The sequence below is a fragment of the Bacillus sp. PK3-067 genome (assembly GCF_056738645.1).
The window spans coordinates 255,588-271,719 of sequence record NZ_CP096491.1 but is presented as its reverse complement, the minus strand read 5'-3'; the positions used below and the strand labels follow the sequence as shown (position 1 = coordinate 271,719).

General features: G+C 34.4%; 18 protein-coding genes and 1 pseudogene. 18 read left to right on the top strand and 1 reads right to left on the bottom strand.

Annotation, left to right across the window (positions count from 1 at the left end):
- Positions 1–38 precede the first annotated feature (38 nt).
- The 16 genes and pseudogenes from M1D73_RS29080 to M1D73_RS29005 all read left to right on the top strand — a co-directional run bounded on the left by M1D73_RS29080 (position 39) and on the right by M1D73_RS29005 (position 14,654).
- Entirely contained in the window at positions 39–326 is a 288-nt protein-coding gene (locus M1D73_RS29080) for a DUF5592 family protein (RefSeq protein WP_001258281.1), read from the top strand.
- A gap of 14 nt (positions 327–340) precedes the next feature.
- Positions 341–1,033, top strand: a complete 693-nt coding sequence (locus tag M1D73_RS29075; RefSeq protein WP_349917434.1) for a hypothetical protein — start codon at positions 341–343, stop codon at positions 1,031–1,033.
- A 15-nt stretch (positions 1,034–1,048) separates the two neighbouring features.
- Positions 1,049–2,986, top strand: coding sequence for a VirB4 family type IV secretion system protein (locus tag M1D73_RS29070; protein WP_098212972.1), 1,938 nt, complete (start codon positions 1,049–1,051; stop codon positions 2,984–2,986).
- 4 nt (positions 2,987–2,990) lie between these two features.
- Positions 2,991–4,118, top strand: a complete 1,128-nt coding sequence (locus M1D73_RS29065) for a bifunctional lytic transglycosylase/C40 family peptidase (RefSeq protein ID WP_349917431.1) — start codon at positions 2,991–2,993, stop codon at positions 4,116–4,118.
- A 27-nt stretch (positions 4,119–4,145) separates the two neighbouring features.
- Positions 4,146–4,724 carry a MerR family transcriptional regulator gene (locus M1D73_RS29060; RefSeq protein ID WP_098212974.1) on the top strand — a complete coding sequence of 193 codons (579 nt, stop codon included), beginning with the start codon at positions 4,146–4,148 and terminating at the stop codon, positions 4,722–4,724.
- 21 nt (positions 4,725–4,745) lie between these two features.
- Positions 4,746–5,642 carry a hypothetical protein gene (locus M1D73_RS29055; protein WP_098212975.1) on the top strand — a complete coding sequence of 299 codons (897 nt, stop codon included), beginning with the start codon at positions 4,746–4,748 and terminating at the stop codon, positions 5,640–5,642.
- A gap of 228 nt (positions 5,643–5,870) precedes the next feature.
- Positions 5,871–6,131, top strand: a complete 261-nt coding sequence (locus M1D73_RS29050; RefSeq protein ID WP_098212996.1) for a hypothetical protein — start codon at positions 5,871–5,873, stop codon at positions 6,129–6,131.
- Positions 6,124–7,317, top strand: coding sequence for a MobP2 family relaxase (gene mobP2, locus M1D73_RS29045; RefSeq protein ID WP_098212976.1), 1,194 nt, complete (start codon positions 6,124–6,126; stop codon positions 7,315–7,317). The genes M1D73_RS29050 and mobP2 overlap by 8 nt, the downstream gene beginning before the upstream one ends.
- The gene (locus tag M1D73_RS29040) at positions 7,318–7,749 is read left to right on the top strand and encodes a hypothetical protein (protein WP_017674549.1); all 432 of its coding nucleotides are present in this window, start codon (positions 7,318–7,320) and stop codon (positions 7,747–7,749) included.
- A 42-nt stretch (positions 7,750–7,791) separates the two neighbouring features.
- The gene (locus M1D73_RS29035) at positions 7,792–8,067 is read left to right on the top strand and encodes a hypothetical protein (RefSeq protein WP_087966574.1); all 276 of its coding nucleotides are present in this window, start codon (positions 7,792–7,794) and stop codon (positions 8,065–8,067) included.
- Entirely contained in the window at positions 8,060–11,293 is a 3,234-nt protein-coding gene (locus tag M1D73_RS29030; RefSeq protein WP_481158045.1) for an LPD25 domain-containing protein, read from the top strand. Before M1D73_RS29035 ends, M1D73_RS29030 begins: the two co-directional genes overlap by 8 nt.
- 145 nt (positions 11,294–11,438) lie before the next feature.
- A complete protein-coding gene (locus tag M1D73_RS29025) occupies positions 11,439–11,573 on the top strand; it encodes a hypothetical protein (protein WP_255255092.1) in 135 nt (44 codons plus the stop codon).
- A gap of 15 nt (positions 11,574–11,588) precedes the next feature.
- Positions 11,589–11,696: pseudogene (locus M1D73_RS29020) on the top strand (DNA topoisomerase I); the annotation flags it as partial.
- A gap of 132 nt (positions 11,697–11,828) precedes the next feature.
- Complete coding sequence (locus tag M1D73_RS29015) at positions 11,829–12,764, top strand: nucleoside hydrolase (protein WP_139020217.1); 936 nt, start codon at positions 11,829–11,831, stop codon at positions 12,762–12,764.
- A 257-nt stretch (positions 12,765–13,021) separates the two neighbouring features.
- On the top strand, positions 13,022–13,999 hold the full coding sequence (locus M1D73_RS29010; RefSeq protein ID WP_139020216.1) for a DUF3991 and TOPRIM domain-containing protein: 978 nt from the start codon (positions 13,022–13,024) through the stop codon (positions 13,997–13,999).
- Positions 13,992–14,654, top strand: a complete 663-nt coding sequence (locus tag M1D73_RS29005; protein WP_139020215.1) for a restriction endonuclease — start codon at positions 13,992–13,994, stop codon at positions 14,652–14,654. Before M1D73_RS29010 ends, M1D73_RS29005 begins: the two co-directional genes overlap by 8 nt.
- Before the next feature lie 215 nt (positions 14,655–14,869).
- Here the strand turns inward: M1D73_RS29005 and M1D73_RS29000 are convergent, their stop codons facing one another.
- Positions 14,870–15,022, bottom strand: coding sequence for a ribbon-helix-helix domain-containing protein (locus M1D73_RS29000; protein ID WP_000290205.1), 153 nt, complete (start codon positions 15,020–15,022; stop codon positions 14,870–14,872).
- Positions 15,023–15,079: 57 nt separating this feature from the next.
- Here M1D73_RS29000 and M1D73_RS28995 point away from each other — a divergent pair, with 57 nt between their 5' ends.
- On the top strand, positions 15,080–15,268 hold the full coding sequence (locus M1D73_RS28995; RefSeq protein WP_017674542.1) for a hypothetical protein: 189 nt from the start codon (positions 15,080–15,082) through the stop codon (positions 15,266–15,268).
- A gap of 29 nt (positions 15,269–15,297) precedes the next feature.
- Positions 15,298–15,558, top strand: coding sequence for a cupredoxin domain-containing protein (locus M1D73_RS28990; protein WP_139020214.1), 261 nt, complete (start codon positions 15,298–15,300; stop codon positions 15,556–15,558).
- Positions 15,559–16,132: the final 574 nt, after the last annotated feature.

The window sequence follows — 16,132 nt, the reverse complement described above, 5'->3', positions numbered from 1 at the left end:
TACGCTTATTTTTTATTGTCGAAAAGGAGGGAATCCCGATGAGAAGCTATCGGATTCCGAAGGAAATCAGTACAGAATTACGGATTAATAAAGTGCTTTACTTAATAGATTTCTTTTTATTAATTGGTTTATTAGTTGTAACGATGATTCTTAGGAACTTCGTACATGAGTCCTTTCAGCTACCATTTATTCTTTTCATGGTAGCTATTGCAATTATCATGATTTGGCGACCAAGTACGAATCCTCAAAAACGAATGTATGAAGTGTTGATTATTACATTGCTAAGAAGGAAAGGTGCATATTGCGCCATTGATAACGATCAATAAGGGAGGGCTCACATATGGCGTTATTCAGCGAAAAAGATGTAGAAAAAGAAGAGCCAAAACAACTAGAAAGACCGAAGAAAAATGCATTTCGATTTAACGAAAAAAACGTAAAAGAATCAATTTCTGAACCAAAAGAAATTGTGAAGGTGGTACTCAACAAAAAGAAAGAAGAAAAACCAAAGGTAAAGAAAAGTATTGCGGAAATTATGCAAATTGTAGACATGACAGAGGATGGCATATTTGAACTGAAAAATGAGGAGTTTTTAGAAATTCTTCAAGTAGAAGGTGACGATATGTTTTCTAAGAATAGCGACGAGCAAGCATTTGTTATTTTCTCACATGCGTATTTTTATCAAGCCTACAAACAGTCCATTAAACTTGTTTTTTTAAACTTCCCATGTCAAACAACCGAACAGCAACGTTATATAGAGAAGAAAATTAAAGAATGTACCAGTCCTTTGTATGAACGAATTTTAAATCAAAAGTTAAAAGAACTTCAGTTTTTAGAATGGGGCAGAACCAATCGTGAAGCCTTCTTATTTATTTACGGAGAAACAGAATTAATCGTAAAAGAACGTGTAGATGCAGCAAAGCGATATATCAAACGCTCTACTGAACTATTAGAGGTGGATGAAGAGAAAAAGTTAGAGCTTATGTTTAAATTGTTTAATCAAAATGCAAAATTAGGAACGAAAAATATATGGTAGTAAGGGGGCAACAATATGTTTGCGTTCAAGAGTAAAAAATCTAAAAAAGAAAAACAAGAGGAACTAAAAAAGAAGAAAGGTTACAACCCCTTTTTAGTGGCTAGAGTTCAGCCACAAGGGGGAATTAGTTTTAAAGAAAGTTATTTTCAAACAGGTGATGGATTAGGTACTTGCATTCATGTCTATGATTATCCAACAGAGGTAAATGATTTTTGGTTAGAGCAAATTATGAATATGCCAAATGTGATCACAACATTAGATGTCATGAGTGATGACCGAAAAGAGGTTGTTGAATCGATTAATAAATCCATGAGTGAACAAAGTGTTCGGCATGATACAGCGAAGGATAATATAGATCGGATCGATGCGAAAAATGAATTTTTAGAGCTAGAAGCTCTCTATACGGATTTGAAACAAGGTGAGGTCATGAAACGTATTCATATTCGTATTTATGTTTCCGCTAGAACAATAGATGAGCTAGAAAAACAAGTAAAAGAGATTATGGAAACATTAGAATCTTATAACTTTCGAGGAGCTGTCTTTTTAAATGAACAAGAGTATGAATGGGATGCACTCGTAACGAGCTTTGATACACAAAAAAATTATGTGAACCGAAGAAAAGGGAAAGAAATTCCGGCAGTCAGTTTGGCTGGTGGGTGTCCGTTTCATTATTCCTATTTGCACGATCCATACGGTACGTATTATGGAACAACGAAAACAAAAGGAAATGTTATTTTTGATATTTTTCATAAAGACAATCAAAGAAAGAGTTATAACGGTGTAATGGTTGGAAAGTCTGGTGCGGGTAAATCAACATTGTTAAAAAAGAAAACGGTGGATTATGCAAGTAAGGGTCACTTTGTTCGGGTATTTGATGTTGTAGAAGAGTTTACAGATACAGTAGAAGAGCTAGGTGGAAAGACAATTGCGTTAGATGGGTCACAAGGTCAGATTAACCCACTTCAAGTATATAAAACAGCAGAAAGTGAGGAAGTCAGTTTTACCCAGCATTTATCTAAACTTACAATTATTTATCGGTTCATTGCACCAGAAGCAAAAGATGATGAAATTAAAGAATATGAAAATTTACTTCGTAAACTATATATTCGTATGGGATTATGGAATGACGAAAAAGGAGCGAAAAATGAAATTACAACAAAAACACCAAACGAGTATCCCATTTTCTCAAACTTTTTATCTTTTGTTCGTGATGAATTATATGAGGATGTAGAAAATAGAAAACACCATGAGAATTTAGGAGAAAGCAGAAAACATCGTTTAGAGTTGATTGAATTGAATCTTGTAAATTTAGTAGAAGCATATGCAGAATTATTTGATGGGCCTACTACAATTGAAGATTTCAAGAAAGAACAGGTTGTATCTTTTTCTTTACGGAATATATCCAGTTTTAAACCAGAGGTATTCCAGGCACAGATTTTTAATGTGTTAAATCTTCTTTGGAATGAAATGATTTCAAATGGTGCGCCTCAATTAAAAGCTTTTAACAAAAAGCAACTTGCGTTTGAAGATGTAGTTCGTTATTTCATTATTATTGACGAGGCGCATCATATCATCAACACGAAAAAAGAAAGTGCTCATGCTCTACAATTTTTAACGAAACTTAGCCGAGAAGATCGAAAATACTTTGCAGGGCTTTTATATGCAAGTCACACGATTCGTGATTTTGTACCGGAAGGATCTTCACAAGAAATGATTGACGAAATTAAAAAGCTATTTGAACTTACACAGTACAAATTTATCATGCAGCAAGATAATAACAGTTTAGATATGTTACGAAAAGTATTTGCAGGACAGTTAAGTGAAAGTGAGATTGCGGCGATTCCACATTTGCCAACAGGGGATGTTATCTTGAGTATTGGGGCTGTAAAAAACATTCACTTCCATGTAGAAGTAACAGATGAAGAATTGATGTTATTCGGGGGAGGTGCTTAATACTATGCATCTAGTTTTAAAGATTATACCAAAGAAATGGCTCATCACTTTAGCACTACTTGTGATGGGTCTTTTTTCTTTTCTTTTACTTGGAGTAGTAAGCATTTTTATTGCGGCAATGGGGAGTGATAGTGGAACAGACACGGGTGATATTACCTATACAGGTGAAGGGCAAGTCATGAATGTTTCACCCGAAGTTTTAAAATGGGAGCCAACGATTCGGAAGCATGCGAAAGAGTTTGGTGTGGAACCGTTTGTCGCTTTAATGCTTGCTCAAATGATGCAAGAAAGCGGAGGACGAGGTAGCGATCCAATGCAATCATCAGAGGGGGCTTTTAATACGAAATATTGTAAATCACCAAACTGTATTACAGATCCAGACTACAGTATTTGGGCTGGTGTACAGGAATTTAAACATGCGATAGAAAGAGCCGGAGTAACGAGTCCTGGGGACATGGATCATATTAAAACAGCCCTTCAAGCTTACAATTTCGGGACAGGATTTTTTGATTTTGTTGGCGCAAATGGTGGCAAGTATACGAAAGAATTAGCAATCAAATTTTCACAACAACAATATCAAAAAGTGAAACATACGGGTATGTATCGTTGTGTAAGACCAGAGATGATACCCTACTCCGCGTGCTACGGCGACGCGCTTTATGTCGATGCTGTTTTGAAGTATTATCAGCCGGGTTCTATCGTTTCTGGTGGAGGAGGAAATCCAGGAAGTGGAGGAAGTAGCGGTTCAAAAGTTGCCGATGTAGGTCGCCAATGGATAGGTCGTTCTACCTATGTATTTGGTGGAGGACGTAACACAAATGACATCGCAAGAGGGATTTTTGATTGTTCAAGTTTTGTACGCTGGGCATTCGAACAAGTAGGAATGTATACTAGTCCGATTGGCGCTGTAAGTACGGAAACATTAAATAAAATTGGTACAAAAGTATCAGCAAATGATATGAAACCAGGTGACGTTATTTTCTTTGATACCTACAAACATGACGGACACGTTGGCATTGTAATTGATAAAAATACTTTCATTGGTTGCCAAACGAATAAAGGTGTTTCTATTGAAGATTTAAATAATCCGTATTGGAAAAAAGTCTTTTCTGGTCATGTAAGAAGGTTCTAAAAACCGAAAGAATAGGAGACTAAAAGAATGAAAGATAAACGAAAATCTTTGTTTATTGTATTTGTCATTTTAGTTGTAGGTGTGACAGCTTTTAATATCTATTTGAGTAAAAAGTCAATGAGTGATGGCAAAGAAAAACAATTAAAACTTTCAAATGAATTACTAACAAAACAAAATGAAGACTTAAAAAAACGACTGGATAAGGTACTTCCTTCCGCACAAGAACAACAAAGGAGGGCGTATTTATCGACAGCCGAAACGTTTATTCAATTATCATTTCATCGAGAAAAAGAAGGCTACAGTGAGCGAAAAGAAAAGGCGAAATCCATTATGAGCGAAGAACTTTTACAACAATTCTATCCAACTGATAAATACGAATTAGGAGATACGTATAAAACGAAACCAATAGAAATGAAGTTTTATTTACAAGAAAATGAACCAGATAAAGAAGAAGTAAATGTGTTAGCTGAATTTATAAATGTCACGACAGATCCAACGCAAAATCGAGAAGAAAAAGTTAACAATGTTTTACGAATCATCATAAAAAAAGAAAATGAAATATGGCGAGTTACAAGTGTGGAAGAGTTAAGTATGAAAGTTTTATAACGAAAAAGGTGGGGTGAGAGTGTGATAGGTGCAATTGGTAAGAAGAGTGAAAGAATCAATCTAAGAAAAAATAAGTCGTGGATCTACTTAACAATTATCAGCTTTCTATTTTTAGGTTTTTTCGCTTTCTTGACATCAAAAATTTACATGCCAAATGATGAGAAACTATTCCATACAGAGACAAATAAAGTAATTAAGTTGTCAGGGATGGGGAAATTGATTGTAGAGAAAAGAGAATACAATCCACATAAAAACTTTATACAAATTTACTTTCGATTAGAAGGATATGAGGAAACAGGATATACATTTAAAGCACAGCAAAAAGCAAATCCAGGTGTTCAATTACCTGTCAAAGTATTGTATGAGGAGAACGGAAAATACGTAGTAGAAGTAAAAGACTTATCTCCGAATTGGGGAGCGTTAGCTTTCGATATTTACAATAAAAATGGTGAAAAAGAACAAATGGATATTCGTAAATTCACACAAGATGTGAACGAAGCTGAAGAAGAAAATGCAGCAACAAAAAGTCCGAATAAATTAGTTCAGACGATTTTTACCGATCAAAGAAAAACAAAAGCGAATGACGAATTGATAGCTGAAGATAAAAAAACATATGAGCTAGATTTTATAGAAAGAGACAAAAAGGATATCGAAACAAAGATAAAAAATTATGGGAAAGCAATCAAACTGGAAGAAGAAAATGCGAAGACAGTTTATGAAAAAGTAAAAGAATTACAAGATGAAATGAAGTACCAAACGGAAGCAGAAAAAACGGAAACACAATCAAAAATAGCATCCCTAGAATCAAAAATAAAATCATCAGAAAAGAACGTGGAATTGTTTAAAGGAGAACAAAAAATTGCACGAGATAAAATCAAAAAGTTAGAGCAAAAGGCACAAGAAATTAATAAAAAGTGAAAAAAGTCATGTCGTCAGTGAGTACTCACCAGTGATATTTGAGTACTCACTGAGTGCTCATCTGTTGGTTTTTGTATCGTCAGTGAGTACTCACCTAGAGGATTTTCTTGCCCCCATCGTTTCGCTAGGCTCCGCCTAGCCCCACACCCTCGGTGGGGGCAGAAACCCCTTATGCTCTTCTCACTATTTTTTGATCTCTACCCAGAATTGCGGAAAGGAGCGGAAATTGTGAATCTAAAAATAAGAGATATAGATCCAGTTGCCTTAAAGAAAATAGATGAAATGGCAAAGAGGAAAGGAATATCCCGGCAAAAATTTTTGAAAGCTCAAATTGAAATGCTGGCATTTTTTCAGCAACAAAATAAAAGGGAAATGGAATTGGAAAATCTCATTAAAAAGAACATCCATATGATGAGTGATTGTTATAGCGCAATGGAAAAAATGAATGAGTTTATTCAAATGATGATGCAGGATGTTGAAAATGAGTAATGCGGTTCCTGTTCAGTCTTCCGTCACACCGGGTGTTGTTTTAAAAACGAAATTTGTGTTACCAAGTTCCGATGCGTTTCAGAACTATATTGATTATGTAGATCGGGAGGAAGCGAAAAGTGAAGTGAAGCTGAATCCGAAAATGTTCGAAACGTATCAAGACTACATGGGGGATTCAGAAAAGACATCGGCACTATTTACGGAACATGCAAATCGTTTAACAGAAAGTGAAAAAAAGTCCTTAAAGGAAATGTTTAAAACCGCTCATGAGAATGGAAGTATCATGTGGCAAGATGTCATTTCTTTTCATAATCCCTGGTTAGAGAAACAAGGAATTTATGATGAGAAAACAAAAACATTGGATGAAAAAAAGTTAATGGATGTAACACGGCTTGCGATGAAGGAAATGCAAAAAAGAGAGGGGTTGGAAAAAAGCTCTATCTGGTCGGCAGCCATTCACTTTAATACGGATAATATTCATATTCATGTTGCAACTGTTGAACCATTTCCAACAAGAGAACGTGGTAAAAGAAAACCAAAAACATTAGATGCGATGAAGGGTAAAGTCGTAAATAATTTGTTAGATCGTAAGCAGGAACAAAAACAAATTAATGATCTGATTCGAAACAATATGGTGGGAAGGAAAAAAGAAGATTCCGTTTTTGATTGGCGTAATCAACATTTGAAACCATTGTTTTTACAAATCTATAAACAGTTACCAAGTGATAAAAGACAGTGGCAATATAGCTACAATACGATTCAACCATTAAAGCCGCAAATTGATGAATTAAGCAGTCGGTATATTCTACATCATCATAAAAAAGATTACAATCAGTTTCTCCAAAAGTTAGATAAAGAAGTGCAAGTTTTTAAAGAAGCATATGGGGAAGGAAAGTATGATAAGAAGCAATATGAAAATTACAAGACGAATAAAATCAATGACCTATATAAAAGAATGGGGAACGCTTTTTTACAAGAAATGAAGGCATATGATAAAGAACAAAAAAGAATCCATCACATGAAAAAATCAAAGTCATTTCGAAAATTTCAGCAGAATGTATCTATTCAATATTCTATGAGGAAAGTGGAAAATGCTTTTAAAAGTGAATATGAAAGCTGGAAGAATCAAAAGTATTATGAGCGTATGCAAAAAGAGAATGCGTATCAAAATGAAAGGGGTTATTAAATGAGTACAATTAGAAGACAGGTAACGATGGATCAAGCGACAGAAGATTATATAAATGATTATATGGAAGAACACGGAATTCGATATACAGGCGAAGCAATGGGACGAATTTGCAAGGAGCACGAAGCGGCAAAAAATACAGAATGGTCGTTAAATTATGTAACGGAAGTGGTATCAAAAAACTTACATGATGTATTAAAAAGTGAACTAACAAAAATTCGTCTTGGTGCAAATAGTGCGGATAGAAATACGCAAATTTTAATTGAGTTATTAAATGGCTATTTCTTTTTAGAGGGTGTAGATAGTCTTATTACGACTGATAAACAAGAGATGGGAAGTGTGAAGATAGCAAAAGAAGTCGTAGCGGAACGAATTAGTCATGCAAGACAAAAACGTATAGATCATGAGGCATCAAAGAACAATGTAACGTAAGCTACATTGTTTCTTTTTATAAAAAAACAGGAGGTTAGTAGGATGTTATTATTTCATGAAGATATCGCATTAGGAGTCATTAAAGAGATTGGAGAAGGTGAACTTGTTTTACTTGTAAAAGATGAAGAACTAACAATCAAAATTACACGAGAACAAGAGGAAGAACTTGCAGTCCATGTCATGAATCAGGAAAATATGTTAGTTCCGGTTAATGTGAAAACTCATGAGCTTTTCTTTGATACAGCTGAGAGATGGAATGAAGAAGAAATGGAGGAAATGCAAAGAGCGAGTGAAAGAGTAGGAGAAGATCATGAGTAAAAGTTATAAGAAAAAGTATCAAACAAAATCACCAGAAGAAAAGAAAGAAGCGGTGCAAGCTTTAACAAAAAAGATGGAAAAAAGTGTAGAAGGTTATTTTCGTACACCGGGAGATTTAAAAGAGTACTTAACGTTTATGGCAAAGTTTTATCACTATTCACCATCTAATATTTCATTAATACAGAGTCAATTCCAGGGAGCCAGTGCAGTTGGTTCCTTTTCTTTTTGGAAAGAAAAAGGGTTTCCGGTTAAGAAGGGTGAGAAAGGAATTAAAATTCTTGTTCCAAACCGAACTGTAGCAAAATTTAAAGACAAAGATGGGACATGGAAATCCGTTACAAAGGCGAGTGAGCAAGAGAAAAAACAAATTGAATCTAAAAGCGTAGAAGTGAAACCAGGTCGCTTATATTTTGCTGTCGGTCATGTGTTTGATGTGTCCCAAACGAACGCAAAAGCGGAAGATCTTCCTCGTATTTTTCCGAATCGTTGGCTAGAAGGGAGCGTTACAGATTACCAGAGTTTGTACAAGGGAATGGAAGCCATTGCGGAAAAAAACGGAGTGAAAATTATTGCACCAAAATCAGAGTTGGGCGTTGCAAAGGGCGTAAGTTACCCCCTAACAAAAGAGGTCGCTTTGAATCCGCGAAATAGTGAATTACAAAATGTAAAAACACTTCTTCATGAATTGGCACATGCCAAACTTCATACAGCAGAGACACGTATGAATTACACAGCACCAGAAAAAGAGTTTCAAGCAGAAATGACAGCTTACGCCGTTTCTTCTTATTTTGGGATTGATACATGTGAATATTCGTTAGGATATTTAGCGAGCTGGACACAAGGAAAAGAAATGAAAGATAAAACGAAGTTGTTGAAAAAAGTACATGAAACTTCAATTGAATTTATTGAAACAATTGAAAGCTCGTTGGAAAAAGAAAAAACAAACGAAAAAGGAGCAGATCATATGGCAAAACAAGTGTCTGAAAATAAAGATGGAAATGTAAGAGACAATTTCGAAGTTTTAACAGGCATCCAACAAAATGCGCAGCGACTTATCAATGAAAGGCTTGGATTAAATTTTGAAAAACATTGGGAAAACTATGAAATTCAACTTTCAGAAGATAATCGTGTATTAGAAGAAATAAATCCTAATATTCGTTTGAATTTAGGGGAGATGGAACAGATTGTTTATGAATTTGGTACAAACAGAGAACAAGATACATTTAAAAAAATTGTGGATACATTAGAGCCATATTATGAAGCTGATTTGTTAGAAGATAGTTTCAATGATATACCAATCGCTAAGGTTTCATTAGATCGTGAAAAGCGTTTAAAAGTCGATTGTGTTAATGAGCATGTGAAAGAAAATCATAAGGATTTTTGGTTTCAAAATTCAGTGAGTTTGGCTTTGAATGTAATTAATCATCGAATTTCAACAGCACATAAAGAAGTAATGAATAATGAGATTGAATATAAAGGACTATATCCCAAATCTGAATCAGAAGTGATTTATTGCCAAAAAACAGGTAAGCCATTACAGCACAATGAAGAAGTTTTTCATGTAGAGGGTCATGGATATACAGTAGCAGAAGAGGCAAGTTTTAAAGGTTTGGATAAAGAGGATGGGTATTATACAACGATTGAATATGAGCAGGTTGAAGAAAAAATACTTGCACCAATTGGACTAGAAAAAAATGCTCAACCTAGCTTTGTAAATGAAAAACAGAATGAAAAAAATATTTTATTGGTGGAATACATGAGTTTAAGTAATACGACACAAGAGCTTGTTTCTGTTGCAGAGTTAAGGGAACAAGCAGATAGGAATCATGCGTTTGAACCAGTAGAAGGTGCAGAAAAATTGAGTGATAAAGAATTTATTGATGCATTTAACGAGGCGAATCAAGAAAAGTTTGCAGCAATAAATCAAAATGAAATTAATCGTCCAACTATGCTAGTTCAATGGAGCGACAATGAAACTTTTAAGGCGAATCAACTGATTCCATTTGGGGAAGCCAATGAAAAAATGGCTGAAGTCATTTCAAGTATTGAAAAAGCAAGAGAAGAAGCTAAAGAAAGAGGTCAAACCATCCCCTACGATCAAGCTCGTTATCATATTGTCATTCCAAAAGAAGTCGATAGGAATTTTGGAAGAATAGAGCTTGTGAGTATGGATCGTTTCAATATGGGAGATGGGGACTACAAGACACCATATGAACAAGTATTAAACGAGAAAAGGTATCTATCGGATGAAGTAAAACAAGCGTTACGAGATGAGGTGGTGAACCATAGAAATAACAAAGAAATACCGATGGAAAAAGTACAAGAAAATCCATTAGAAAAATCGAAAGAGACACCCAACCACTTAGTTACAATTGAAGTATTAGCAAATGGTATGCAAGATGAAGAACTGGCAAGAATCCACATGATGGATGCCGTTACGAAAGATATAAATTATTTGTCTGTATGGAACCAAGATAAAACAAATCGGGACGATTTATATGTTTCACTCATGGAAAAGAACGGGAAACGAGAAAACGTCTATTTAAATAACATTTTGAAACCAGATTTATATGAAAAGGTTCAAAGTTCTATCTTTGATGGAAGAGGAAATTTGTCATTTGTTGTTTATGAAAAAGATGTAAATATGAGTCTAGATGAAATCGTAAAAGATGAACGATATGGACTCTTAGTTGATAAAGCGGAGGCACAAAAAGATTACTCTTTTAATGAAAAAGAAGTGGAATTATATAAAGAAATGAAGACAGATGGATATGCACCTATTGCTTCTCTAGATCAACAAATTCAGCCTTTAAAAGAAAAGAAGCCAACTACATTAGATAAAGATTTAAGCCGAAAATTCGAAGCATACAGACGTTCACAATATGAAGAGACACCAGATAATATTGATAGCATTGTCACTCGTGTAAAAGCTGAAGAGCGGTATTATACAACGAAATATGTTTCGATTGATAATGAGCTAGTAAGCCAGGAACACGTAGTGAAATTAGAAAATCAGGTGGATGAGAAGCTTGGAAAAGAAGGAATAACAGTGAATCAGTCTACAACTTCAAAAGAAATGGATTTTGATAAAAATTTTCAGCAATTGAATGGAAAAAAAGCGAATGATAAAGAAAAAGATAAGGAAATAGATCCTGGGAATGTAGATCAGTCGAAAACTACAAAGAAATCAGGTAGAAAAAGAGAAACAATGGAAATGGAACGATGAAAAATTTTATAACAGGAAAAGCAGATTAAATCATTTTTTGTTACTCAATTGAGATAACGGAGAGTGATTTTTTTATATCTAAAAATGAAAGAGGGTAAAAGGAAAAGCCCTCTTTCTTATTTATAGAACGAAAGGAGAGAATGCCATGAATGTATGGCTGTTTGCGGGCTGTATGTTCCTTGTAGCTGTCTTTTTGAACACGTTGCTATTATTCGGTCAGATAATGGTGAAAAAGCGGAGAAATAAGAAATGGAAGCGTGAAACTGAAATTACAGATTAATAGGAGGTATTACGTATGGGGAAAACATTGTTTATTGCTGAAAAGTCGAAGGTAGCTGTTGAATTATTAAAATCACTTAGATTTAGAAACTCACAAAAGTATCCAGGGAGCAAGCCGTATTATGCGAGGTTAAGTAGAAAATTACTTATAGAGGGAATATCTCAAAACATGCGTCATAAATGCACTAATTTCGTACATATAAATGGTATAAAGCTTGTCTTATAAAATTAGTTTTTGCAAGAAAGGAGATATACCTTGAAGAAAGTATTGTTATTTGGCGATCCAGGTATTGATGATTCTCTAGCTATCGTATATGGTCTACTAAATCCTAAGATTGAAATTGTTGGAATTGTTACAAGTTACGGTAATGTTACCAAAGAACAAACAACTCGAAATGCCTTATACCTTTTGCAATTGGCTGGAAGACAAGATATCCCTGTTATAAGTGGTGCAACTTTGCCATTTTCCAATGGGTTTACTACTTATTATCCAGAAATCCATGGCGCAGAAGGGCTTGGTCCTATTCGGCCCCCTGAAAGTATAAAAACTATGTCTGTTCATGATTTTAGCTTAATCCCTAAAATTATTGAAAAGTACAAGGAAGAGTTAACAATTATTGATGTAGGAAGATCTACTTCCCTTGCGATGGTATTAAATATTTGGAAAGAACTAATGCAAAGTGTAAAGGAAGTATATATCATGTCCGGAGTGTTCTTACAACCAGGAAATGTCACATCTGTAGCGGAAGCCAATGCGTATGGTGATCCTGTCTCAACACAGTTTGTAATTAATCAGTCAAAAAATTTAACAATGATTCCTTTAAATGTAACAAATTCGGCTGTATTGCTACCAAACGAAGTGAATTATATTGTGGAACATACAAATAGTCCATTCAAATCACTAATAAAACCAATTTATGATTATTATTACAGTGCCTATAAAAAATTGAATAAAAGTATTAAAGGGGCTCCTTTACATGATGTAGTTGCAATGAGTGCAATAGCTAATCCTAGTTTTGTTCAATATATGTATCGTAAAGTAGAAGTTGATTTAAAATCTTTCAGAGGACAAACGATTGCTGATTTCCGTCCAGGTGCAGAAGCTACAGGGGTTCGCATTGGATTAAAATTAAATCAAAAAAACTTTATTAATGATTTTATAGAGACAATGGTTGGGAATCACAGATATTAAATAGAACAATTCATTTCCCTATATAGTAAAACCCTATGAAAAGTTAAATTTGAAGCCAAAGATAATTATATAGTAAGAAATAAAAAAATCTATACTCATTCAAAAATGCGGTGATTTAGCGTCTTGTTAGTAAAGATTTTTTTATAAAGACAGCAATTAAAAATTGAATATATCAACTATAAGTAGCAAAAGAGGACTAGGAAACGGAATAGTCCTCTTTTTTATTTCATTTTATAGAGTAAAGGGGGGATTCCGTAATGGCATATGTCAGTGCGGAGGATGCGATGAAAGCAAGAAAAGTAGACTTGATTTCATATCTGGAAGCAAAAGGAGAAACATTTAAGAAAGAAGGAAACTATTATCGTCATACGGAGCATGACAGTCTCATCATTAAAGGCAATCAATACGCCTGGAATAGTCGTGGGGAAAAAGGGTATGGAGCGATTAGCTTTGCCATGATGTACTATGACATGACATTTCCACAAGCTGTGATGGACATCCAGAAGGGGGACTACAAAGAGTTTGATCGTTCAAAAGCTGAAGAAGAACGCAAAAAAGAGCAGCAGCCATTTAGTTATCCCAAACACCTGGAAGTAAATAAGCAAACAGAGATAAAAGAATATCTAATTAATGAACGGAAAATAGATCCTCGCTTGGTGAATTGGCTGATTAAAAAGGATCTCATCGCCCAGGATAAGAAAAATAACGTGGTGTTCAAATGGAGAGAAGAAGGTGGCAAAGGGCAAGTCATCGGAATGAACCGTCAAGGTACTGTCAAAATGGAGAATAAGAGAGGAAGCTTTAAGCAAATTGTCCCGAATTATGAAAAAATCAATGCCGGTTTTACGGTTGATGTAGGTAAACCGGATAAGATTTATTTTTATGAAGATCCGATTGATATGTTATCTCATTGGAGTATCAAGCAAAATAAGATACAAAACGCTCGCCTAGTTTCTATGCATGGATTGAAGTCAAAAACAGTAATTCAATCTTTAATGGATGCGAAAAAAGAAGGGCACGATATTAAAGAGGTTATTATGGCAGTTGATAATGATAAAGCCGGGAAAGACTTCATTCAGACAATGAAATGCTTTGTAGATCTTAAAGAGGACATCCCAACGAATGAAAAGGATTGGAACGATGTCCGGAAGAAACAAGTGAGTGAGCAACAAACAAAAGAAACAGCCCAACCAAAGAAAATGAAACCAATTAAAGAGGTGGAGCGAAGTGTCTAATCTACCAGAAATGCCAAACATATTACAAATTTTGATGTATGGTTTTATCCTTTATGTTCTTTTTCGTATTTGTAAATTCATGTACCGGAAGATCCAGGATCGAAGAATATTAAAGCGAATGGCTAAGTCTGGTATTCGTTATATAGACAAAATGGACGGACATCAATTCGAAGTATACCTAAAAGCTCTCTTTGGAGAGTTGGGTTATTCTCCAACAGTCACAAAGCAGTCAAATGATTTCGGAGCGGATCTGGTATTGAAGGGGAAAAATCGTATTGTAATCCAGGCGAAACGCTACGGGATGAAAAATAGAGTCGGCATTAGTGCTGTACAAGAGATATATGCAGCACAAGCCTATTACAAAGCACACGAGGGCTGGGTTGTAACAAACAGTGTATATACAAGACAGGCGAAAGAATTAGCGGAGGCATGCCATGTAAAACTTATAGATCGTGTAGAACTTCAGAAATTGATTAATAAAATCAATCCCGAATATTCGGCTGAAGATGTGTATCAAGGGGTAAAACCTGCAGAACGGAAATGCCCAACATGTAAACATGATTTAGTCATCCGAAATTCGAATAAAACAGGAAATAAGTTTTTTGGCTGTTCCCAATATCCCACATGTACACATACAGAACCAATTAATTCATGAGCTGTGATGAAAATCTGGCTCTTTTTTAATTTATTTAAAGAATACATGAAAAAAATCAGTTTAACTAAAAAACGAACCTTCAGATTTGCTTGTATGAGGTTTTGAAGGTGTTGTTAATATAAATAAGTCGTATTTGTTATAAAAACGCATGTAAAGGGAGACAGGGAATTTAAATGCGTTTTTAGGTTTTTTAGGGAAAATAAAAAGGGTAGCCATTATTTACGACTTAACCCTTTGTCTACGATCTGACGAATTGCTTCGTTTCGGTTCTTCAGCTTATTTTCATGCCAATAATTTTCTATTTGCTCTACTTGTTCTTTTGTAAAAGTAACTAAAATTTGAGTGTACTTGTCTTTATTAACAGCCATATTACAACCTCCTCAATATAATTATAAGTTATATAACTATATTGAGGAGGTTATTATATGGAACGGAAAGTTAAAAAGATGATGGCTGATCTTCAATTTATTATGAATCATGGTCAAATAAGTGTAGATTTTATGGATCAAGGATATAAAAGAATGCTTTTTAGTGCATTAGAAGCTACAGGAAAACAGTTTAATGTGCATACCAATGAGCATAATGAAACAATCTTGTTCTTAGAGTTAGTTTAGTAAATTTACGCAATGAGGAGCTGTTAATAATGGAGCAGTTAACCATTTTTGACGTAATGGATGAAACTAAAAATAAGCTTTATGAGGTATTAGAGAAAAATGGATTAAATTATAAAATTAATAAATACTATTTATATTCGAATTATGAAGGGGCTGTTCAGTATTATTATATAAGAACAACTGATAATACAATTATTGATTTGTGTCTCTCCGATTTTCCAGAAGTATTCGCTGTCCATGAAGGATTTAGCGATAAACAAGCTAGAAAGATTTACAACTGGAACTTATAAGCTATATAAATAACAAATTTAAATATTGGAGGAATGGAAAATGAAAATTGGTGTATCTGAGTGGAAAGCATTGAAAAGAGAGACAAAGTTAAAGTTATTACGTTATGCGATGTTAGAAAGTAAGCATAAGTATGCAAAATAAAAGCTCTTCATTTGCAAAAGCAAACAAAGAGCAAAGTCATGAGTGACCGTCTAGGAAAGAAATTGGCACATTTCTTTCCCTCTTATTTTAACATATAAAAAGTTGTAGAGAAAAGGGGCATGTAGAATGGAAGAAGGTCGTATTTCCTTTCAGCAAGGGGTTAAAGAATTTCTTATTATGATGGTCTGTTTTTGGTTCATTATGTTTCTCATGTATGGTGAAAGCCTGTTACAATAGAATGGAGTCTAAATCTAAATACCCTTAGGTAGCTCTCATAGGTGTAAGATCTATGTGGGCTTTTTTAATAAGGGAAATATACAATTTCACGTACCGTAATGTTTAATAAAAAATAAAATACTTAAACAATAGTCTACATTTAATTTTTTGCTTAAATAATCCGCGTAATGGATACTGTATTGTTTGGGATGTTGC